The 20413-nt window shown below is 34.8% G+C and carries 18 protein-coding genes; 2 read left to right on the forward strand and 16 right to left on the reverse strand.

What is annotated here, in order from left to right; all coding sequences use genetic code 11:
• Nucleotides 1-57 precede the first annotated feature (57 nt).
• The 14 genes from ftsZ to NU08_RS06830 all read right to left on the reverse strand — a co-directional run bounded on the left by ftsZ (nucleotide 58) and on the right by NU08_RS06830 (nucleotide 16397).
• Nucleotides 58-2034 carry a cell division protein FtsZ gene (gene ftsZ / locus NU08_RS06765; protein WP_129746413.1) on the reverse strand — a complete coding sequence of 659 codons (1977 nt, stop codon included), beginning with the start codon at nucleotides 2032-2034 and terminating at the stop codon, nucleotides 58-60.
• Between the two features lie 79 nt (nucleotides 2035-2113).
• Nucleotides 2114-3520, reverse strand: a complete 1407-nt coding sequence (gene ftsA / locus NU08_RS06770; RefSeq protein ID WP_129746414.1) for a cell division protein FtsA — start codon at nucleotides 3518-3520, stop codon at nucleotides 2114-2116.
• Between the two features lie 6 nt (nucleotides 3521-3526).
• Entirely contained in the window at nucleotides 3527-4249 is a 723-nt protein-coding gene (locus tag NU08_RS06775) for a cell division protein FtsQ/DivIB (RefSeq protein ID WP_066032692.1), read from the reverse strand.
• Nucleotides 4236-5585, reverse strand: coding sequence for a UDP-N-acetylmuramate--L-alanine ligase (gene murC, locus NU08_RS06780; protein ID WP_129746415.1), 1350 nt, complete (start codon nucleotides 5583-5585; stop codon nucleotides 4236-4238). The genes NU08_RS06775 and murC overlap by 14 nt, the downstream gene beginning before the upstream one ends.
• A gap of 51 nt (nucleotides 5586-5636) precedes the next feature.
• Complete coding sequence (gene murG, locus NU08_RS06785) at nucleotides 5637-6728, reverse strand: undecaprenyldiphospho-muramoylpentapeptide beta-N-acetylglucosaminyltransferase (protein WP_129746416.1); 1092 nt, start codon at nucleotides 6726-6728, stop codon at nucleotides 5637-5639.
• 45 nt (nucleotides 6729-6773) lie between these two features.
• Nucleotides 6774-8093, reverse strand: coding sequence for an FtsW/RodA/SpoVE family cell cycle protein (locus NU08_RS06790; protein ID WP_129746417.1), 1320 nt, complete (start codon nucleotides 8091-8093; stop codon nucleotides 6774-6776).
• A 49-nt stretch (nucleotides 8094-8142) separates the two neighbouring features.
• The gene (locus NU08_RS06795; protein ID WP_129746488.1) at nucleotides 8143-8502 is read right to left on the reverse strand and encodes a four helix bundle protein; all 360 of its coding nucleotides are present in this window, start codon (nucleotides 8500-8502) and stop codon (nucleotides 8143-8145) included.
• 68 nt (nucleotides 8503-8570) lie between these two features.
• Complete coding sequence (gene murD, locus NU08_RS06800; RefSeq protein WP_129746418.1) at nucleotides 8571-9902, reverse strand: UDP-N-acetylmuramoyl-L-alanine--D-glutamate ligase; 1332 nt, start codon at nucleotides 9900-9902, stop codon at nucleotides 8571-8573.
• Nucleotides 9903-11135, reverse strand: coding sequence for a phospho-N-acetylmuramoyl-pentapeptide-transferase (mraY, locus tag NU08_RS06805; RefSeq protein WP_129746419.1), 1233 nt, complete (start codon nucleotides 11133-11135; stop codon nucleotides 9903-9905). It lies immediately after the preceding gene.
• Nucleotides 11136-11211: 76 nt separating this feature from the next.
• Nucleotides 11212-12675 (reverse strand): UDP-N-acetylmuramoyl-L-alanyl-D-glutamate--2,6-diaminopimelate ligase, encoded by a 1464-nt coding sequence (locus tag NU08_RS06810; RefSeq protein ID WP_129746420.1) that lies wholly within the window; start codon nucleotides 12673-12675, stop codon nucleotides 11212-11214.
• Nucleotides 12672-14681 carry a penicillin-binding protein gene (locus tag NU08_RS06815; protein WP_129746421.1) on the reverse strand — a complete coding sequence of 670 codons (2010 nt, stop codon included), beginning with the start codon at nucleotides 14679-14681 and terminating at the stop codon, nucleotides 12672-12674. Before NU08_RS06815 ends, NU08_RS06810 begins: the two co-directional genes overlap by 4 nt.
• Entirely contained in the window at nucleotides 14672-15019 is a 348-nt protein-coding gene (locus NU08_RS06820) for an FtsL-like putative cell division protein (protein ID WP_008467159.1), read from the reverse strand. The genes NU08_RS06815 and NU08_RS06820 overlap by 10 nt, the downstream gene beginning before the upstream one ends.
• Nucleotides 15020-15040: 21 nt before the next feature.
• Nucleotides 15041-15949, reverse strand: a complete 909-nt coding sequence (gene rsmH / locus NU08_RS06825; RefSeq protein WP_192811813.1) for a 16S rRNA (cytosine(1402)-N(4))-methyltransferase RsmH — start codon at nucleotides 15947-15949, stop codon at nucleotides 15041-15043.
• Nucleotides 15924-16397 carry a division/cell wall cluster transcriptional repressor MraZ gene (locus tag NU08_RS06830; protein ID WP_035691746.1) on the reverse strand — a complete coding sequence of 158 codons (474 nt, stop codon included), beginning with the start codon at nucleotides 16395-16397 and terminating at the stop codon, nucleotides 15924-15926. The genes rsmH and NU08_RS06830 overlap by 26 nt, the downstream gene beginning before the upstream one ends.
• A 377-nt stretch (nucleotides 16398-16774) precedes the next feature.
• Between NU08_RS06830 and NU08_RS06835 the strand changes: the two genes are divergently transcribed.
• Together NU08_RS06835 and yihA are read left to right on the forward strand one after the other, a co-directional pair.
• Complete coding sequence (locus NU08_RS06835; RefSeq protein WP_129746422.1) at nucleotides 16775-17539, forward strand: alpha/beta fold hydrolase; 765 nt, start codon at nucleotides 16775-16777, stop codon at nucleotides 17537-17539.
• Between the two features lie 44 nt (nucleotides 17540-17583).
• The gene (gene yihA / locus NU08_RS06840) at nucleotides 17584-18204 is read left to right on the forward strand and encodes a ribosome biogenesis GTP-binding protein YihA/YsxC (protein WP_129746423.1); all 621 of its coding nucleotides are present in this window, start codon (nucleotides 17584-17586) and stop codon (nucleotides 18202-18204) included.
• 845 nt (nucleotides 18205-19049) lie between these two features.
• On the opposite strand, the gene gldC is transcribed toward yihA, so the two are convergent.
• The gene (gene gldC / locus NU08_RS06845; protein WP_008467164.1) at nucleotides 19050-19382 is read right to left on the reverse strand and encodes a gliding motility protein GldC; all 333 of its coding nucleotides are present in this window, start codon (nucleotides 19380-19382) and stop codon (nucleotides 19050-19052) included.
• Nucleotides 19382-20338, reverse strand: coding sequence for a gliding motility lipoprotein GldB (gldB, locus tag NU08_RS06850; RefSeq protein ID WP_129746424.1), 957 nt, complete (start codon nucleotides 20336-20338; stop codon nucleotides 19382-19384). The genes gldC and gldB overlap by 1 nt, the downstream gene beginning before the upstream one ends.
• Between the last annotated feature and the right edge of the window lie 75 nt (nucleotides 20339-20413).

Here is a 20413-nt window from a genome sequence, read left to right on the forward strand (position 1 = left end):
AAATAACCCGAAAATTAAATCCAATTTTCGGGTTACCCTATATTATGATTCTAAAAATTAATCTACGTTATCGTGCAAAAATGAATTGTTTGAACGTAATTGTAAATCATTATTACTGTCTGTTCCAACAGAGATTCTAGAATTTGTATTATTAGACTGAGAATTAGACAAATCTATCCCTAATCTTTTGTAAGCAGGCTCTTTTTCCAACTCATCAATTCTAGAAACATTGTTATGGAATTTATAGTTAAATTCTTTTAGCTTCTTTCTTCTTTCTTCTGCTCTTAAACGCAATGTTTCTTCAATAGTCAATTCTAAAGGAGAAACTTCAGAAGTTGTTGAAATATCAGGTTGACTTGCAAAATCAGGTCTTGCTTTCAACGTGATGTTTAATTCCTCTGGAATTGTAGGCTCAACTACTTTTTCAACTGGTTTAGAAGCCAATAAATCGTTTTCAACTTCCATATATTCTTCTAGAGAATATTTAATGATTCCGTTATCTGAAACTTCAGTTACAGGAACAAATTGTACTGGATCGTTTACTTTAATATCACGAGTTTCATTTGTCAATTCAAACAGAACTCTATTATCTTCAACAACTGGCTCTCTTTTTGCAGGCTCTTGCTTAAACAAAGGAAGATCAAACGAGAATGTTGTTTGTTCTTCTCTTTCAAAAACTCTTTGCTGCTGCACTGGCTGTTGTTGTACTTGCTGAACAGCTGGTGCTTCAGGAGATGAAATTGTAAAATCGATATCTGTAATTGGCGAAACGATTTCGAAAGTAACATCTAGATTCTTAATAAACTCAGACATCACCACTAACTCTTCCTGATTGATTGCTGGAGCAACAGCTTGTGCAGTTGGAGTAAAAGTTTCGTCATCATCCATCAAATCAAAAACAACTTTATCTTCTACTTTTGCTGTCGGTGTATCAACAGTTAAGTCGAAAGAAGCAAGTGGTTTATTCGTTAAATTATGAACGCTTCTCTGCTCATCTTCTAACGTATGAATGATTTTCTTTGGTTCTGTATTTACAATTTCATTTTGTTGTTCTACATCAAATCCTGTAGCGATAATAGTTACAGCAATGGCTTCACCAAGAGTTTCGTCTTCACCAACTCCCATGATAATATTTGCATTGTAACCCGCTTCAGCTTGAATGTGATCGTTGATTTCTCCAATTTCGTCAAGAGTAATCTCATTAGTTCCAGAAACGATAAGCAACAATACGTTTTTGGCACCCGTAATTTTATTGTCATTTAACAACGGAGAATCTAATGCTGAAACAATAGCATCTTTCGCTCTGTTGTCGCCTTCAGCCACAGAAGATCCCATGATCGCAGTACCGCTGTTTGCTAAAACAGTTTTTGCGTCACGTAAATCGATATTTTGAGTGTAGTGGTGCGTAATTACTTCGGCAATACCTCTAGAGGCTGTTGCCAAAACTTCATCCGCTTTAGAAAATCCTGCTTTAAAACCAAGATTTCCGTATACTTCTCTTAATTTGTTGTTGTTGATTACAATTAAAGAATCGACTTGCTTACGCAATTTCTCAATTCCAATAATTGCTTGCTCCTGACGCACTTTCCCTTCAAATTGAAACGGAATGGTCACGATACCAACTGTCAATATTTCTCTTTCTTTTGCTAATTGAGCAATTACCGGAGCTGCACCAGTTCCAGTTCCTCCACCCATACCAGCAGTGATAAATACCATCTTAGTATTTTTATCCAACATTTTCTCAATATCCGAAATACTTTCGATAGCCGACTGCTGTCCAACGTCTGGGTTTGCTCCTGCTCCTAATCCTTCAGTCAAATTAACTCCTAACTGAATCTTATTTGGTACTGAACTATTTTGAAGCGCTTGCGAATCGGTATTACAAACGATAAAATCTACGCCTTTAATACCTTGTTTGAACATGTGGTTAATTGCGTTACTTCCGCCCCCACCTACACCTATTACTTTGATTACATTTGATTGATTTTTTGGTAAATCAAATGAAATACTTCCAAATTCTGAGTTGCTCATCATCTTTTTGGTTTTTTGAAATTCTTATTAAGTACATTTTTTACTTCTTGACTTGGGGCAAGAAATAATCCTTCTCTTTTTATTATTCTGCGTTGTCTAAAAATTCTTTGATTTTGTCGACATATCGATCAAAAAATGATCTTCTTATTTTGGTTTCAGTAGATTCATTTTTAGGCACCTTTTGACTTACGGTTTCTCTAGGTTCTTCAATGGTTTCTACTTTCTCAACGTAGTTTTCTTCAACTTCGTATCGCTGTACTGGCGGAGCCGTTCTGTAAACAATTTTTGGTTGTTCTTGAACCATTTCCATTCTAACAGCACTTTGCGAACTGTTTTCGATACTGTTCATTACTAATCCTACTGCAGTTGCAAATAGCGGGCTAGAGATTTCTTCACTAGAGTTTCCTGCCAAATGCTCATTCGGATAACCAATTCTAGTATCCATTCCTGTAATGTATTCTACCAGCTGTTTAATGTGCTTTAATTGTGCACCACCACCTGTTAAAACAATTCCTGCAATTAGCTTTTTACGGGGATCTTCGTGTCCATAAGCTTTAATTTCTGCAAAAACCTGTTCTACTATTTCCACAACTCTTGCATGGATAATTTTAGATAAGTTTTTAAGCGAAATCTCTTTTGGCTCTCTTCCTCTTAAACCTGGGATAGAAACGATCTCGTTGTCTTTATTTTCTCCCGGCCAAGCAGATCCGAATTTTATTTTTAAAAGCTCGGCTTGTTTTTCAATAATTGAACATCCTTCTTTGATATCATCTGTAATTACATTTCCTCCAAAAGGAATTACTGCAGTATGACGAATGATGCCATCTTTGAAAATAGCTAAATCTGTTGTTCCGCCCCCGATATCGATAAGCGCAACACCAGCTTCTTTTTCTTCCTGACTTAAAACAGCATCAGCCGAAGCTAATGGCTCTAATGTCAATCCAGACAATTCAATTCCTGAACTCTGGATACATCTTCCAACGTTTCTGATTGAAGATGCCTGACCAACTACAACGTGAAAACTTGATTCTAATCTTCCGCCGTACATTCCGATTGGCTCTTTAATTTCAGATTGCCCATCGATTTTAAATTCTTGCGGTAAAACGTGAATTATTTCTTCTCCCGGTAACATCGCCAGTTTGTTTACCTGATCGATTAGGAGCTGAATATCTTTTTCGCCAATTACTTCTTCAGGATTATTTCTGCTGATGTAATCTGTATGCTGAATACTTCTGATGTGCTGTCCGGCAATACCCACAACCACATCTTTGATTTTGTATCCTGAATTATTTTCTGCTTCAACTATAGCCTGCTGTATAGACTGAATAGTCTGCGTAATGTTGTTTACTACTCCTCTGGCAACACCCAAACTTTTGGATTTGCCAATGCCCAAAATCTCCAACTTACCATATTCATTTTTTTTGCCAATCATGGCAACGATTTTGGTTGTTCCAATATCTAGACCTACTGCAATGTTATCTTTTTCCATTTTCTATTATTTAGTGCAAACTACTTGTTCCGTAAACCTAAGGTCAATTTTTTTGTATTTGTATAACGAACTATCTAAAACTGCTTTTTGAAAGAAGGCTTTATAGTTTCTAAATTTTTTATCAACATTCATCGTTCTTCCAAAATCTATGAAGTAATCATAGTTACGATTAAACATTTTTAAGCTTCCATTCGGCATAATCTCTATAGCAATGATGTTTTTTTTCAAAAACGCATCGTCATAAATTGTGCGAAATAAAGCTGCTAAATCTTCGTTATTTTTTTCATTTATTGCCCCTGAAACAAGAGGAACTCGCGCAGTGAAATTGTCCGATAAGGGCATTTTATTACCCTCATAGTCAATATAAAAAGAAGCGCCGCCATCATAAACTCTTGCTATGGGCGTCTTCTGTTTTACTACTGCTTTTAGAACTCCATCGATACTTACAAAAACATTTGACTTCTCAATCATGTCTTGCGTATCGAGGGTTTTCTCTATCTTATTCAAATCTACTTCATCTTTTCTAATACTGGAAGCGTCTCTTTTATTTTCTATCAACAATTTATTAACCGTTTCTGGCTTCACAAAAAGCGTATTTTCTCCTACAAAAACGACCATCGATTTTTTCAATTTTCGATCACCATTTCGATGTTGTGCGAAAGAATATAAAAACAAAACCAGTCCGAAAATAAGTACTAATCTGATATTTGTCCAATTAAATATTTTCATTTAAAATCTTTTTAATTGAAGGAACCATTTCTCCCAGATCACCAGCTCCGATTGTTACAATAATAGGTGCATCACTGGCTTTGATTTCACCTAATAAATCTTCTTTTGCAACAATTTTCTTGTTCGTATTGGTCATTTTACCCAAAAGCCATTCAGAAGTCACTCCTTCCATCGGAAGCTCTCTTGCAGGATAAATATCCATCAAAAATACTTCGTCAAACTGCGATAAGCTTTCTGCAAATCCGTCAACAAAATCTCTCGTTCTGCTGAATAAATGCGGCTGGAAAATTGCCAAAACTTTACGCCCTGGATACAATTCTCTAACTGCATGATGAACAGCATTTATTTCTGTTGGATGATGCGCATAATCATCAATATATACTAAATTTTCGCTCTTAATCTGATACGAAAAACGTCTTCTGATTCCGTTGAATGAAGCAATGGCTTTTGCAATGGAATCGGTCGGGGTGCCGAAAGTTTTAGCCATCGCAATAGCCATCAATCCATTCATTAAATTGTGTTTTCCAGGCAGTCCGAAACATAAATCTTTCATGATTTCTGACGGCGTTTGCACGTCAAAAACATAAGCCCCATCTTCAATACGAACGTTGTAAGCCTTATATACAGCATCTTCATTTATAGCACATTGAACGCCGTCTAAAGGCAATTCTTTGGTTATAAAAAGATTATTTTTATCTTCTACTTTGGCAGCAAATTCTCTAAAAGAAGCTTGAATTGCATCGCTAGTTCCATAGATATCCAAATGATCCGCATCCATAGAAGTCACACAAGCAATATCTGGGCGCAAATGCAAAAATGATCTGTCAAATTCGTCTGCTTCAACAACTGTTACCGTTTTTCCGCTTCCGATTAAGTTAGAATTGTAATTCTCTACAATTCCTCCGATAAAAGCAGTTACATCTGCACCGCTTTGAAACAAAATATGCCCCAAAATACTAGATGTAGTAGTTTTTCCGTGCGTTCCAGCAACTGCAAAACAGAAAGTATCTCTACTTATAATTCCAAGAACTTCAGCACGCTTTTTAACTTCATAATGCCTTTCAATAAAATAATTCCACTCTGAATGTGTTTTTGGAACTGCTGGCGTATAAATTACCAATGTATTCTCCACATAATAATCACTTGGAATTAAATTAATATTGTCTTCAAAATGAATATCTATACCACTTTCAATCAATTCATTAGTCAGCATAGAAGGCGTTTTATCGTAGCCTGAAACATTCTTTCCAATAAACTTGAAATAACGAGCCAGGGCACTCATTCCGATACCTCCAATACCAATAAAATAAACGTTTTGTATTTGATTTAAATTCATTTTTATTTGCTTTAAGCATTAAGCTATAGGCTTTAAGCCTTCGCCTATATTTTACTTTTTAATTAACTTCACAATTTCTGCAACAATATCCTGTGTCGCTCTTGGTTTGGCCAGTTTTTTAATATTATCACTTAGTTGTTTCTGTTTTCCAGAATCTTTCAGCAGCGCTTCAAAAACAATGCTAAACTGGCTGTCAAGCTCAGATTCTTTCAACAAAATCGCACCTTTTTCATCTACAATTGCCTGCGCATTTTTAGTTTGGTGATCCTCAGCTACATTAGGCGACGGAATAAAAATCACTGGTTTTCCGACAATGCATAATTCTGACACCGACGAAGCGCCTGCACGTGAAATTATGACATCTGATGCTGCATAAACAAAATCCATTCTTTCAATAAAATCGACCACTTTTACATTTGGCTGATTGTATTTTTTATATTCTTCAAAATATAACTTCCCGCATTGCCAGATTACTTGCACGTCTTGAGAAAGAAAATTTTGCAGTTCTTTTTCGATTAACTGATTAATTCTTCTTGCGCCTAAACTTCCTCCTAAAACCAGCAATGTTTTCTTATTCGGATCTAAACCATAGAAAGCAATTGCTTCGTCACGTTTGCTCTCAATATCAATTAAATCCTGACGAACTGGATTTCCAGTTAAAACAATTTTCTCTTTTGGGAAAAAACGCTCCAAATTTTGATACGCTACACAAATTGCATTGGCTTTTTTGCTCAACAATTTATTTGTTATCCCCGGATAAGAATTCTGCTCTTGAACCACTGTTGGAATTCCTGCCGAACCTGCCGCTTGCAATAATGGTCCGCTGGCAAAACCACCCGTTCCAATTACTACATTTGGCTTGAACTTTTTAACAATTCTTTTTGATTCCAATAAACTGCTTGCCAATTTTAACGGAAACATTAAATTTTGTAAAGTCAATTTTCTTTGTAATCCAGCAATCCAAAGACCTTTTATTTCATAACCCGCCTGAGGCACTTTCTGCATTTCCATTTTATCTTTGGCCCCTACAAAAAGAAATTCTGCATCAGGAAATTGTAATTTTAATTCATTTGCAATCGCAATTGCAGGATAGATATGCCCTCCTGTTCCTCCTCCGCTAAGTATGAATTTATACTTTGTCATCTTTCTAAAAATTACAACTTTTTAAAAACTTTTTATATTCTAATCTTATTTGTTTAAAACCGCATTCATCGGATTTCTTGAATTATCTTCAATGGAATACAAAGCTTCTTCTTCGTAAATCTCTTCTTTTTCATCAACTGGCAAATCATCTTCTGCCAATTCTTTATCTATTAATCTCTGAAGCGCTTCTTTTCTTCTTGCTTTTTCTTCTTGTTCTTCAGCAATTTCTTCTTCTTTTTTGGTTACGCTAATGATAATTCCAAGAGAGAAACAAGTCATCCAGATCGAACTACCTCCAGAACTTATCAGCGGAAGCGTTTGCCCTGTTACCGGCAATAATTCTACTGCAACCGCCATATTAATCATAGCCTGAAATATCATCGGAAATCCGAGACCGACGACGACTAATTTTCCAAACAATGTATTAGCTTTATGCGAAGCGATCACAAATCGGAACAGCAATAATAAGTACAGAACCAATATTGCAACACCTCCAACTAAACCATATTCTTCTACTACAATTGCATATATAAAATCTGAAGATGATTGTGGCAAGAAATTTTTCTGAACACTTTTTCCTGGCCCTAATCCGCCTAATCTTCCCGATGCAATTGCAATTTTTGCCTTTTCAATCTGATAATCATCTTCATCTGGTTTGTCTGTTGTAAAGTTCATAATACGACTTTCCCAAGTTGAAACCCTGCTGAAGAATCTTGAATCTGGAAATGCTTTAGCCACCAAAAGGAAAAAAGCCAACATTGCAATTCCCGATCCGATGATAAAAGCGATATATTTTAATGGATATTTACCAATGAACGTAAGCATCATTACCATTGAAAATATCAACGCTGTGGTCGAAAAGTTGGCTGGTAATATTAATGCCAAGGTGATAAATACCGGAATCCAAAGCTGAATAAACGAGGTTTGAAACGGTTCGTTTTCTTCTTTGGTTTTCGACAAATAACGTGCAACGTAAATAAACAATACGCTTGCCGCTAAAGTAGAAGTCTGAAACGTAATTCCAATGAACGGCACCTGAATCCAACGGCTTGCATTTGCTCCCGCAATTACTGTCCCTTTCAACAAAGTGTACAGTAATAATAACCAAACCACTGGAAGCGCAATTTTTGAAATTGCTCTAAAATAATGGTACGGCACTTTATGAACCCAGTAAATGATCAAAAAACCGATACAAACGTGAGCTAGGTGTTTTACCAAATATCCCAATGTATTTCCTGTTCCGTGACCTATATACGCCAGATTGCTACTTGCACTAAAAACAGGCATAAACGAAAACAACGCCAATAGGGCCACGAATGACCATATTACTCTATCTCCCTTTAGTTTATTTACCAGTTCCTTCATTGTAGATTTCTGATTTTAGATTTTAGATTATTTTCCAAAACCTTCGGTTTTATTTATTGATTCTTTTATTTACTGTTTTTAAACTGCTGACAAAAATGGCTGTTAATTCATTTGCTTCCTTTAGGATTGTCTCCAATTCTTCTTTTACAATCCACATTTTTTCTTTAATAATCTCCAACCAAAACAAAGTTTCATCTGCTTCTTCTAAGACTATATTCATTTTAGCAATAAATTCTCTATCGCTTCTGGCTCGACAAACTGCTCTATAATTTGCTCCAACAGATGTTCCACTTCTTACTATTTGATTAGTTATTGATCTAATCACATTTGTATTTGGCATTTTTTCAGCCAGTTCAATTATCATCAAAGAGAACTTTTTGGTCCTCATTTTCATTTCATCTGTCGTCATAATCAAAAAGAACTTATTTTAATTCAAAGATTGGGAACAATCTAAAATCTGAACTCTAAAATCTAAAATTATAAATTGTATACCGCTTGTTTAAATTGTTTTCCACGATCTTCGTAATTTTCGAATAAATCGAAACTCGCGCAGGCTGGAGACAATAAAACAACATCGCCTTTTTCTGTTAATCTTTGAGCAGTTTTTACTGCATCATTCATATTGTTTACTTCAACCATAATATCAACAACGTTTCCAAAAGCATCGATAATTTTGCGGTTATCGATTCCAAGACAAATAATAGCTTTTACTTTTTCACGCACTAATGACATTAATTCGTTGTAGTCATTTCCTTTATCAACACCTCCAACAATCCATACTGTTGGCGCATTCATACTATCCAAAGCAAAGAAAGTAGCATTTACGTTTGTTGCTTTTGAATCGTTGATATATTGAACGTTTTGTATTTTTAATACTTTTTCTAAACGGTGCTCAACACCTTGGAAATTAGATAGACTTTCACGAATTGTTGCATTTCTAATTTGCATCAATTTAGCTACAGAGCTTGCTGCCATGGCGTTTTTCATATTATGTTTTCCTTCTAACGCAATGTGTTCTGTATCCATTGTAAACTCTTCTTGGTTGATCTTTATTTCCATTTTGTTGTTATTTATAGAAGCCCCTTCATCAAATTTTTTCGTCAATGAAAAAGGAATTAGTTTTGCTTTTGTTTTGTTCTTCTTTAACCATTCGGTACTTGCTTCATCATCTGCATCGTATATGAGATAATCATTTTCAGTCTGGTTCATCGTTATTCGGAACTTCGAATTGATATAATTTTCATATTTATATTCATATCGATCTAAATGGTCCGGACTAATATTAGTTATTATCGCAATATCGGGTCTGTAATTTATTATTCCGTCTAACTGAAAACTGCTTAATTCAAGAACGTATGCATCGAATTTATTTTCTGCAACTTGCCACGCGAAGCTTTTTCCAATATTACCTCCCAACCCGACATTCAATCCTGCATATTTCAGCAAGTGATGCGTTAGCATTGTGGTGGTCGTTTTACCATTACTTCCCGTAATCCCGATGGTCATTGCTTCTGTATAGGGTATCGCAAATTCGATTTCCGAAATCACCTTTACTCCCGCTGCAACCAGCTTTTTTACTATCGGAGATTTATCTGGAATTCCTGGGCTTTTCATCACCACATCTGCATTTAGAATCAAATCTTCTGTATGCTGCTCTTCTTCCCAGGCTATTTTATTAATGATAAGAACTTCTTTATAACTCTCTTTTATTTTTCCAAAATCGGATACAAAAACATCATATCCTTGTTTCTTACCGAGGATCGCGGTTCCTACTCCGCTTTCTCCTCCTCCAAGTACTACTAGCCTCATCTATCGTAATTTTAAAGTAATGATTGATAAAATGGCTAACATTACGGCAACAATCCAAAAACGGGTTACGATTTTACTTTCGTGATATCCCTTTTTCTGATAATGATGATGAAGCGGAGACATCAGGAAAATTCTTCGTCCTTCACCGAAACGCTTCTTCGTATATTTAAAATAAGTTACCTGAATAATTACTGAAGCACTTTCTGCTAAGAAAATCCCGCAGAATAAAACAATCAATATTTCTTTACGAACTGCAATTGCCAAGACTGCGATGATCCCCCCAATAGTCAAACTTCCTGTATCTCCCATAAAAACTGATGCGGGATAAGAGTTGTACCAAAGAAACCCAATCAATGCTCCAACAAAAGCTGATATAAAGACGGTCATTTCTCCCGAATTGGGGATGTACATAATGTTCAGATAATTTGAGAATATGATATTACCTGAAACGAATGTGAATATCCCTAGCGCGAGGACAGAAATTGCGGATGTTCCTGCGGCGAGTCCATCGATTCCATCTGTCAAATTTGCTCCGTTTGAAACTGCTGTGATAATGAAAATTACCACTGGAATAAATACCAACCAAGCCCATTTCTCATATCCTTCACCCATGAAAGACAATACTTCAGCATAGTCAAATTCGTTATTTTTTACGAAAGGAATTGTAGTTGCTGTAGACTTTTCTTCAACTCCAGCAGGCACAATAACTGTCGAATTTGCTGCAGTTTTAAATACATCTGTACGACCTGTATCTGTTCTTACTGTAACGGCAGGATTAAAATAAAGAACTGCCCCAACGATTATCCCTAGACCAACTTGACCAATTACTTTAAAAATACCTTTTAATCCTTGCTTATCTTTTTTGAATATTTTGATATAATCATCAACAAAACCAATTGTTCCCATCCATAATGTTGTTACAATTAGCAAAACAATATAGATGTTGTGTAATCTTGCAAATAATAAAACTGGAACCAAAGTGGCAAAAATGATAATCAGTCCACCCATTGTTGGTGTACCAGCTTTCTCATTCTGACCAGCAAGACCAAGTTCGCGTACTGTTTCTCCAACTTGCTGACGGCGCAAAAAGTTAATTACTCTTTTACCATAAATAGTCGACAAAAGCAACGAAAGCATAAATGCCAAAGCTGACCTAAATGTGATGTACTGGAAAACTCCCGTTCCAGGAATGTCCAATGTTTTATCAAAATATTCAAATAAATAGTACAGCATATTTTTTATTTTTTAAATTCCAATTTTGAAATTCCAAATTCCAATCATTTTGGTGGTATTTGAACTTAATTTTTTCTTATTTATTTAGTTGTTCTAAAATTTCTTTTACCGTTTCCATATCATCAAAATGATGACGAACACCGCTTATTTCCTGATACGTTTCATGTCCTTTTCCTGCAATTAGAATGATATCTTTAGGCTGAGCCAATTGACAAGCTGTTTTAATCGCCTGTTTTCTATCTGTAATTCGCAGCATTTTTTTATAGTTGTGGGGCTCAACTCCCTGTTCCATTTCGTCCAAAATAACTTCGGGATCTTCATTTCTTGGATTATCTGAAGTTAAAACTGCTTTATCACTCAAGTCTGAAGCGATTTTTGCCATAATCGGACGTTTTGTCTTATCGCGATTTCCTCCACAACCCACAACAGTAATTAACTGCTCGTTTTTGGTACGGATATCATTTATAGTTTTTAAAACATTTTCCAATGCGTCTGGCGTATGTGCGTAATCTACAACAGCAGTAATTCCTCCATCTGAAACGATGTATTGAAAACGACCCGAAACACTTTCTAAATCAGACAACAAACGCAACGCTTCTAGACTATCAATACCAAGCTCTACAGCTGTTCCGTAAATAGCTAAAACATTGTATGCGTTGAAAGTACCGATCAGCTTTACCCAAACTTCATTGTCGTTAATTTTTAATAATAATCCAGACAATTGGCTTTCTAAAATCTGTGCTCTATAATCTGCATATGATTTTAAAGCATACGTCAGTTTTTTAGCCACTGTATTCTGAAGCATTACAGAACCGTTTTTATCATCAATATTTGACAATACAAAAGCCGATTTTGGAAGTGAGTCAAAAAATGACTTCTTAACGTCTCTATATTCAGCAAACGTTGGGTGATAATCTAAATGATCGTGAGACAGATTCGTAAAAATGCCACCTACAAAATGCAAAGCTTCTGTACGTTTTTGGTGAATTCCGTGCGAACTTACCTCCATAAAACAGTGCGTAACTCCAGCCTCAACCATTTCATTTAAATAATGATTAATAGTCAAAGAATCTGGCGTTGTATGCGTCGCAGGATATTCCGTTTTATCTACTACGATTTTTACAGTTGACAACAAGCCTACTTTAAAACCAGCTTTTTCAAACAATTGAAACAATAACGATGCAATTGTCGTTTTACCGTTTGTTCCAGTTACCCCAACTAATTTCAGTTTTGCAGATGGATCTCCAAAATAATTAGCTGCCATAAAAGCCAAAGCCGTATTCGTATCTTTTACCTGAATATACGTTACATCATTAGCAGTATTTGCTGGAAGCGTATCACAAATAATTGCTTTTGCTCCTAGCTGAATAGCTTTCTCGATATAATCATGTCCATCTGAAAGCGAACCTCTTATTGCTACAAAAACATCATTTGTTTCTACTTTACGTGAATCAAATTCAATTTTAGAAATAGCAATATCTGTTGAACCTTTTACTGATTCAATAGCTACTTTATATAATATGTCTTTTAATACTTTCACGATAATTCTAATACAATTGTTGTGTTTTTGCTTATACTAGTTCCAGCTTGAATCGATTGATTTTTTACTTTTCCCATTCCATTTACTTTCACTTTTAAACCTAAATTCTCAAGTAAAGCAATCGCGTCCATTCCAGGCATTCCTTTTAAATTAGGAATCTGATTCAATTTTTTATTAGCCTCAGCCGTATATTTATCATAACTAGCATCCTGTTTTGGAATTCTAGTATCTAATTTTTTAATCTTATTTGTTGAAGGCGCATCTGTAAAAATCTTTTGTGCGATTCTTTTAAAAACTGGTCCTGCAACGTCTGCTCCGTAATAATTATTCTTAGCTGTATTCGGTTTATGAACTACCACAATACAAGAATATTTCGGGTGATCAGCCGGAAAATATCCAACAAAGGAAGAAGCATAATACAAGGCTGATTTTCCTTCTTTCCCTCCATAATTCATTTGAGCTGTTCCTGTCTTTCCTGCCATCGAAAAATCCTTCGAATACAATTTAGAACCTGTCCCTTTCTTTACCACATTAAGCAATACCGCCTTCACTTTCTTTAATGTTTCTGGCGAACAAACTTTCGGATTTATAACTTCAACATCAAATTTCTTAATGGTTTTGTTCCATTCCTTAATTTCAGATACAAACTGCGGTTTTACCATCACACCATCATTTGCAATTGAATTATACAATGCCAAAGTTTGCATTGGTGTAACCGAAACGTTATAACCAAATGCCATCCACGGAAGCGTAGTTCCTGACCAATGTTTGTCTCCTGGCTGAGGAATATATGGCCTTCCTTCTCCTTTAAAATGCAATCCCAATGTCTTGTTTAATCCATAACTGTTTATATGGTTAACAAACTTTGAAGGGTTATTTTTGTAATTATCATAAACCGCTTGAACCATTACAGTGTTTGACGAAAGTTCAAATCCACGTGCTAATGAAACTTTTCCATAACCTCCATTATGCGAGTCACGAACCGATCTTCCATAATATTTGACTACACCGTTATGGCTGTCATAAACCGTACTTGTATCTGCCACTTTATCTTCTAAAATCGCCATTAAGTCAACTAGCTTGAAAGTTGATCCAGGTTCATGAGATTCGGCAATAGCATAATTTGTCGTTTCATAATACGATCCGTCTTCTGCTCTTCCTAAATTTGAAATTGCTTTTACATGACCTGTTTGTGTCTCCATTACTACCACACAACCATGATCTGCTTCGTAATCTTCTAATTGTTTTAACAAAGCATGATGTGCAATATCCTGAATGAAAACATCTATAGTTGAAATCACATCGTAACCATCAATTGGATCTACTTCATTAACATCACGAATTGGTTTCCACTGCCCTTTTGCAATCTTCTGCTTTAGAATTTTGCCGTCTTTTCCGTTCAGATAACTTTTGAAAGCCCACTCAATTCCTTTTCCTACCTCTACTCCAGTCGCAGGATCAATTCGATCATAACCAATCGTTCTTTCAGCAATTTTCCCTATCGGATGCTTTCTAACTGTTTCTTGCTCAACAATAATCCCCCCTTTAAAAGCTCCTAGATTGAATAATGGAAAACTTTTTATTTTTACATATTCGGTATAGCTCAGCTTACGAGCGATCAAATAATAACGGTTTTTATTTTCCCGCGCTTTTCGTAGTTCTTTCTGAAAATAGCTACTTGGCTTATCTAAAACTGTTGCCAAAGAATCTGACAATGGTTTTACATATTTCTCAAACGTTTCTGTTTTTGGCGCTTTTGCATCAAAACGAATCTCGTAATTCGGAATTGAGGTTGCCAGCAAACTTCCATCAGCAGAATAGATATTTCCTTTATTGGCCGGAATTACAAAATTTCTCACCGTACGCTGTTTTGCCAGTTTTCTGTAATAATCCCCTTCAACCCATTGAATATTGGTTAATTTAACAACAATAGCAATTGCCATCAAAAAGATGAAAACTGCTACGAGGTAAATTCTGTAGGATATATGTTTATCGTCTACTGCCATATTCTTTTAAAGAAACTTTTTTCTTCTTCTTTTTTAACTTCTATTTTCACTGGAGGAACTGTCGACGGAAAAATCTGTTTTTCTAACATTTTATCCGAAATGGTTGACTCCATTTTTAATTTCATCAATTCTGAACGTCGATCCACAAATTCCGATCTCAGTTCTTTTACTTCATTATTTAACTTCGCGATTTCAAAAACCTTTTGTTCGTATCGCTGTGTATTGGCAATCATCAAAATGGCCAGCAGAATTATAAAGACGATAAATCGCCAATTTTTTACTGCATCTTCATGAATCAGGAATCTTGCTTTTAATATGCTAAATACACCACTTTTCATTATTTCCTACCTTAATATATATTATAGCTTTTCTGCGACTCTTAATTTGGCACTTCTTGCTCTATTATTAATCTTGATTTCTTCATCATCTGGGACAATCAGTTTTCCGATAGTTTTGAATGGAACTGAAAAGTTTCCGTAAAAATCTCTTTCTGGCTCTCCTTCAAACATTCCGTTTTTAATAAATCTTTTTACCAAACGGTCTTCTAAAGAATGATATGAGATAACCGAAAATCTTCCTCCTGGTTTTAAAATCTCTAATGACTGTTCTATAAACTCTTTCAAAACATCCATTTCCTGATTTACCTCGATTCTGATTGCCTGATAAATCTGAGCCAATACTTTGTTTCGAACTTTCTCTGGCAAAAACCTTTTCAAAACTTCTTTTAATTCCTCAGTTGTTTTGATTGGGTAATCTTTTCTTGCCTCAACAATTGTTCTTGCCAAAACCGGTGCGTTTTTCAACTCCCCATAATCAAAAAAAACACGACGTAAATCCTGTTCTTCATATTCGTTAACCACTCGATAAGCATTTAAATCATTTCTTTGACTCATCCGCATATCCAACTCGGCATCAAATCTTGTTGAGAAACCTCTCTCAGGAACATCAAATTGATGTGATGAAACTCCCAAATCTGCCAAGATTCCGTCAACCGCTTTTACTCCGTGAAAACGTAAAAATCTTTTTATGAACCTAAAATTCTCATTTATCAGAGTAAACCTTTCATCTGGCAATGCATTAGCAAGCGCATCTTCGTCTTGATCAAATGCAAACAGCCTTCCGTTTGGCCCTAATCTTCTTAAAATCTCTTTTGAATGACCACCGCCCCCAAACGTAACATCTACATACACACCATCAGGTTTAATATTTAAACCATCTACTGTTGGATGAAGCAAAACCGGATTATGATATTCCATCTTCGTCGTCATTAATATTTCCCATTACTTCTTCGGCTAAATCTGCAAAATCCATATCTTCGCCGCTTATTGATTTTTCGTATAGATCTTTATCCCAGATCTCAACTATATTAACCGCCGATGAAAAAACCACATCTTTAGAAATGCTTGCAAAAGTCACTAAGTCTTTTGGCACAAGTAATCTCCCCAATGCATCAACCTCAACCACTTTAACACCAGCAGTAAACCTTCTAATGAAATCGTTGTTCTTTTTTACAAAGCGATTAAGCTTGTTGATTTTTTTCATCATCGCATCCCATTCTACCATAGGATACAATTCTAAACACGGCTGAAAAACAGAACGCTTCAAAACGAATCCGTCTTGAAGAGAAGCCGTCAACTGCTTTTTTAAAGGCGCAGGCATCATTAGCCTTCCTTTAGCATCGACTTTACACTCATATGTTCCAACAATTGTGTTCAAAAAAACTAGTTAACATGTTATACAGCAAAAATATAAAAAATATTACCACATTTTACCACTTTATACCACTTTGTTAATAAGTTTAACCACTTTGCCACCACTTTCTATAATTCGCACTCAATCAATACCTTAACTATTAATTAACAGATTCTTAAATACGCTAATCATTCAAAAAAATAATGCGCTAATTTTCTTAAAAAATTGATTATAATGCATGTTTCTTAACATTTGGATATTTAAGCAAATAAACTTCTAAATACTGATTTTTAACGATTTACAAGTTCTACTCAAATTATCTAGTTAAAAAATGACATCAAAAATTCATTTTTGTGTAATTAACCCTATATTTGTCGAAATTGAAATTGGCATTAGATTAGATGGACAAACACTATAGAAAAGAAGGCAAATACAGCTATTTTGAAGCTGGAGAAGGAACTCCGATCGTTATTCTGCATGGTTTAATGGGAGGTCTAAGTAACTTTGATGGTGTAGCACAATATTTCCCAACAAAAGGATATAAAGTTGTTATCCCAGATTTGCCAATATACACTCAAAGCATTTTAAAAACAAACGTAAAAAGTTTTGCGAAATACGTAAAAGACTTTATCACTTACAAAGGATTTGACAAGGTTATTCTTCTAGGAAATTCTCTTGGAGGACACATTGCTTTGTACCATACAAAACTTTATCCCGAGAAAGTTGCCGGACTTGTAATTACCGGAAGTTCTGGACTTTACGAAAGCGCAATGGGAGACAGTTATCCAAGAAGAGGCGATTATGAATACATCAAAACAAAAGCTGAAGCTGTATTTTATGACCCAAAAATTGCAACTCCTGATTTGATTGATGAAGTTTACGCGACGGCTAATGACCGAATCAAATTGATCAAAACTTTAACCATTGCAAAAAGTGCGATTCGCCATAATATGGCTAAAGATTTGCCAAAAATGGACGTTGAAACTTGCATTATTTGGGGTCGAAATGACTCTGTAACTCCTCCGAATGTTGCGGAAGAATTTGACAAATTACTACCGAATTCAACTTTATACTGGATTGATAAATGCGGTCACGCAGCAATGATGGAACATCCTCAGGAATTTAATGAAATTCTTGAAAAATGGCTTACTGAAAAGAATTTATAGCCATTAAAACTTATTTTTTTTAGGAGGTTTTAAAACGAAAGATTATGAAAATTAACACCGCCGAATTTATTGTCAGCAATTCTGACGCATCAAAATGTCCGAAGGATTTTTTGCCGGAATATGCTTTTATAGGAAGATCAAACGTAGGTAAGTCATCTTTGATAAACATGCTTACCAACAATAAAAACTTAGCCAAAACATCTGGAAAACCAGGAAAAACACAATTAATTAACCACTTCAAAATCAATAATAATTGGTTTTTGGTCGATTTGCCTGGGTACGGTTACGCTAAAGTTTCAAAGAAAACAAAATCAACTTTTCAGAAGTTTATTACTGACTATTTCGAAAACAGAGAGCAATTGGTTTGCGCTTTTGTTTTGATTGATATTCGCCACGAAGCACAAAATATTGACATTGAATTTATGTCTTACATGGGCGAAAGCGAAATTCCGTTTTGCATTATTTTTACTAAAGCAGATAAAATTGGTAAAACTAAAATAGATTCGCATATCGCAGCTTATAAAAAACAGATGTTTGCCAACAACTGGGCCGAAATGCCGCAGTATTTTGTAACCTCATCTACAGAATCAATCGGAAAAGAAGAGCTTTTGTCTTATATCGATCAAGTGAATCAGGAAGTTTTTAAAAACAACTCAGAATTTTAAAGTTTAAATTCCAAAGTTTTAAAAATATAAAATAAAAGAAATCCCAAATTCCAAGTCTTAAAATTGGAATTTGGGATTTTTTTATTGGAATTTATCACTGTAGTTTTTTCTTCGTTTTTCTTCTAAAATTTAAAGACCTCCATTCTTTATAAATCAGAAACTGATATAGAATATAAAAAAGAGAATTGAAGAACCAGAAATCGAGTACAAATGGTTCTGTAAAAATTACCGATTCGCTGTTTCCAGACAGAAAAATACCCGCACTGCTTGTTACATAAATAATTAGTCCATTACAGAAATAGAAATAATTATGTTTATGCTTTTTTAAATTTGAGACAATAAAATAGACTGCATAAAATAACAATGGAATAGAGGTTATAGCTATTTCAACTAAATTAAATTCCCAATACAACGAAGGCCTTTTAAAATATTGATAGCCTAAAATAATCAACACCGAAACAAACACAATTACCATTATCTGTTTTAGCGCCTTACTTGAAAAGCTTTTATAAAAAAATAAATTGAGCGTAACAAATTGGAAAATAAAATAGTAATGCGAAAGGAAAAAATTAGAATTTGGATAAAGAAATCCGATAATATGGCAAAGCAGTTCTACACCAAACAAGAGAACCAAATAAGCTGTTATAATACGATATAAGACATCTCTTTTTTTGCAGGTCATGTAAAACCGTATCGCATTGGCAAGTAAAAAAAATAATCCGACAAGACTTACCAGAAAAGGAAACAGCATATAATTTGTTTTACCTAGACAATGTACAAAATAAAAAATCCCAAACCCAATATTTAAGATTGGAATTTGGGATTTGTTTTTATTTAAAATCTGACTATTTCGTTAATTCTAGTTTTTCTGCAAAGTAATCGCAGAAATCTTTCATGGTATCAGACATTTTTTCGTCGTCTGTTGCACGTTTAAAAGTGTCTGACATTGCCACTAAAGTCTGGTGGAAGAAAATCTTCATTTCGTCTACCGGCATATCTTTTGTCCACAAATCGATACGCATGGTTTCTTTTGCTTTACTATCCCAAATAGACAGCATAATTGCTTTTGCCTCTTCGGCCTGGACTCCACCGTCTTGTGCACTCCATGTTAGTTTTTCTGGAACGCGGTTTTCGTCCAATTCTATATTGAATTTAATCTCTGAGTTTATATTTGCCATTATTTCTTAGGTTTATATTTTGATTGTTCGAAAATTACCTTTGGCTCTATCTTAAATAATTCAGCCAAAGAAACATCACTATTATTTTTCATGTAAGAACGTACCATCTGCCAGCCAATCCAAGCTCCCACTCGCCCTGGAGAATCGTTATCTATTTCTAAAAAGAATTTAGAAAAAGGTGCTGGAGCTATAAATCGAGCTCTCAACTTTGGGTCTTCGCTATATAGCATTTCATTTTCTATAAAATAACGCCACATATAAGCTTCGTTTTCTTCGCACCATTTTATCTGCTCTGGAGTATACCCCATTTTTTCAGCATCAGTATATTCAGGAATCAATAAATCTTTAGCGTAAAGCTGTTTTCCTTCAAAAATCATTTGCGCTACAAAACTCTTATCTATAGAATTTGGAATATTTCGATACGAAAAACTAGAAACCACATCTGGCATAATTTGTCTTTCTTCAAAATTCTCTTTTAAATAATTTGGAAACTCATAAAACTTATGATCTTTTCCTAAATATAATTCCAAAGCTACAACCACAAGACTGTCTGCATAAATTGTCTTTGCATTATAATCCATTTCTCCAATAACAGTAATTACTTTTGGAATTTTAGTTTTAGGAAAATAATATTTTACGTGCTGAAAAAGCTCATTAAATTCTTTGCGAACAGGTTCAAAATTGCTGTATTTTTTCTGAACTTCTTCATAAACTTCTCTCCAGATCGGGTCGTTCATTTTCTGAATCCAGACATTATCATCATTGCCAGGAAAGAAAAACGGATATTGTTTTTTTATTTTTGGAAGATCTTGAGGTTTGGTCTCAAAAAACACCTTGTCAAATCGTTCCACCTTAATATCAACAGGACTTTCTTCTACTTCTTTTTCAACCTTACTCTTTTGGTTACAAGACAAAAAAAACAGGCACAGAACCACTGCAAAGCGATAAATTTTCATTTTATTTTAATTAGATTTGTGTTATCAGAATTTTAAGCAGTTGCATACTCAAAATAATTCTGCAAATATACATCC

Source organism: Flavobacterium anhuiense, assembly GCF_004151235.1.
Classification (GTDB): Bacteria; Bacteroidota; Bacteroidia; order Flavobacteriales; family Flavobacteriaceae; genus Flavobacterium; species Flavobacterium anhuiense_A.

Excerpts from the sequence above, each read along its gene's own strand:
- ftsZ (WP_129746413.1), bottom strand. The coding sequence starts at position 2,034 with ATGATGAGCAACTCAGAATTTGGAAGTATTTCATTTGATTTACCAAAA.
- ftsA (WP_129746414.1), bottom strand. The coding sequence starts at position 3,520 with ATGGAAAAAGATAACATTGCAGTAGGTCTAGATATTGGAACAACCAAA.
- NU08_RS06775 (WP_066032692.1), bottom strand. The coding sequence starts at position 4,249 with ATGAAAATATTTAATTGGACAAATATCAGATTAGTACTTATTTTCGGA.
- murC (WP_129746415.1), bottom strand. The coding sequence starts at position 5,585 with ATGAATTTAAATCAAATACAAAACGTTTATTTTATTGGTATTGGAGGT.
- murG (WP_129746416.1), bottom strand. The coding sequence starts at position 6,728 with ATGACAAAGTATAAATTCATACTTAGCGGAGGAGGAACAGGAGGGCAT.
- NU08_RS06790 (WP_129746417.1), bottom strand. The coding sequence starts at position 8,093 with ATGAAGGAACTGGTAAATAAACTAAAGGGAGATAGAGTAATATGGTCA.
- NU08_RS06795 (WP_129746488.1), bottom strand. The coding sequence starts at position 8,502 with ATGACGACAGATGAAATGAAAATGAGGACCAAAAAGTTCTCTTTGATG.
- murD (WP_129746418.1), bottom strand. The coding sequence starts at position 9,902 with ATGAGGCTAGTAGTACTTGGAGGAGGAGAAAGCGGAGTAGGAACCGCG.
- mraY (WP_129746419.1), bottom strand. The coding sequence starts at position 11,135 with ATGCTGTACTATTTATTTGAATATTTTGATAAAACATTGGACATTCCT.
- NU08_RS06815 (WP_129746421.1), bottom strand. The coding sequence starts at position 14,681 with ATGGCAGTAGACGATAAACATATATCCTACAGAATTTACCTCGTAGCA.
- NU08_RS06820 (WP_008467159.1), bottom strand. The coding sequence starts at position 15,019 with ATGAAAAGTGGTGTATTTAGCATATTAAAAGCAAGATTCCTGATTCAT.
- rsmH (WP_192811813.1), bottom strand. The coding sequence starts at position 15,949 with ATGACGACGAAGATGGAATATCATAATCCGGTTTTGCTTCATCCAACA.
- NU08_RS06835 (WP_129746422.1), top strand. The coding sequence starts at position 16,775 with ATGGACAAACACTATAGAAAAGAAGGCAAATACAGCTATTTTGAAGCT.
- yihA (WP_129746423.1), top strand. The coding sequence starts at position 17,584 with ATGAAAATTAACACCGCCGAATTTATTGTCAGCAATTCTGACGCATCA.
- gldC (WP_008467164.1), bottom strand. The coding sequence starts at position 19,382 with ATGGCAAATATAAACTCAGAGATTAAATTCAATATAGAATTGGACGAA.
- gldB (WP_129746424.1), bottom strand. The coding sequence starts at position 20,338 with ATGAAAATTTATCGCTTTGCAGTGGTTCTGTGCCTGTTTTTTTTGTCT.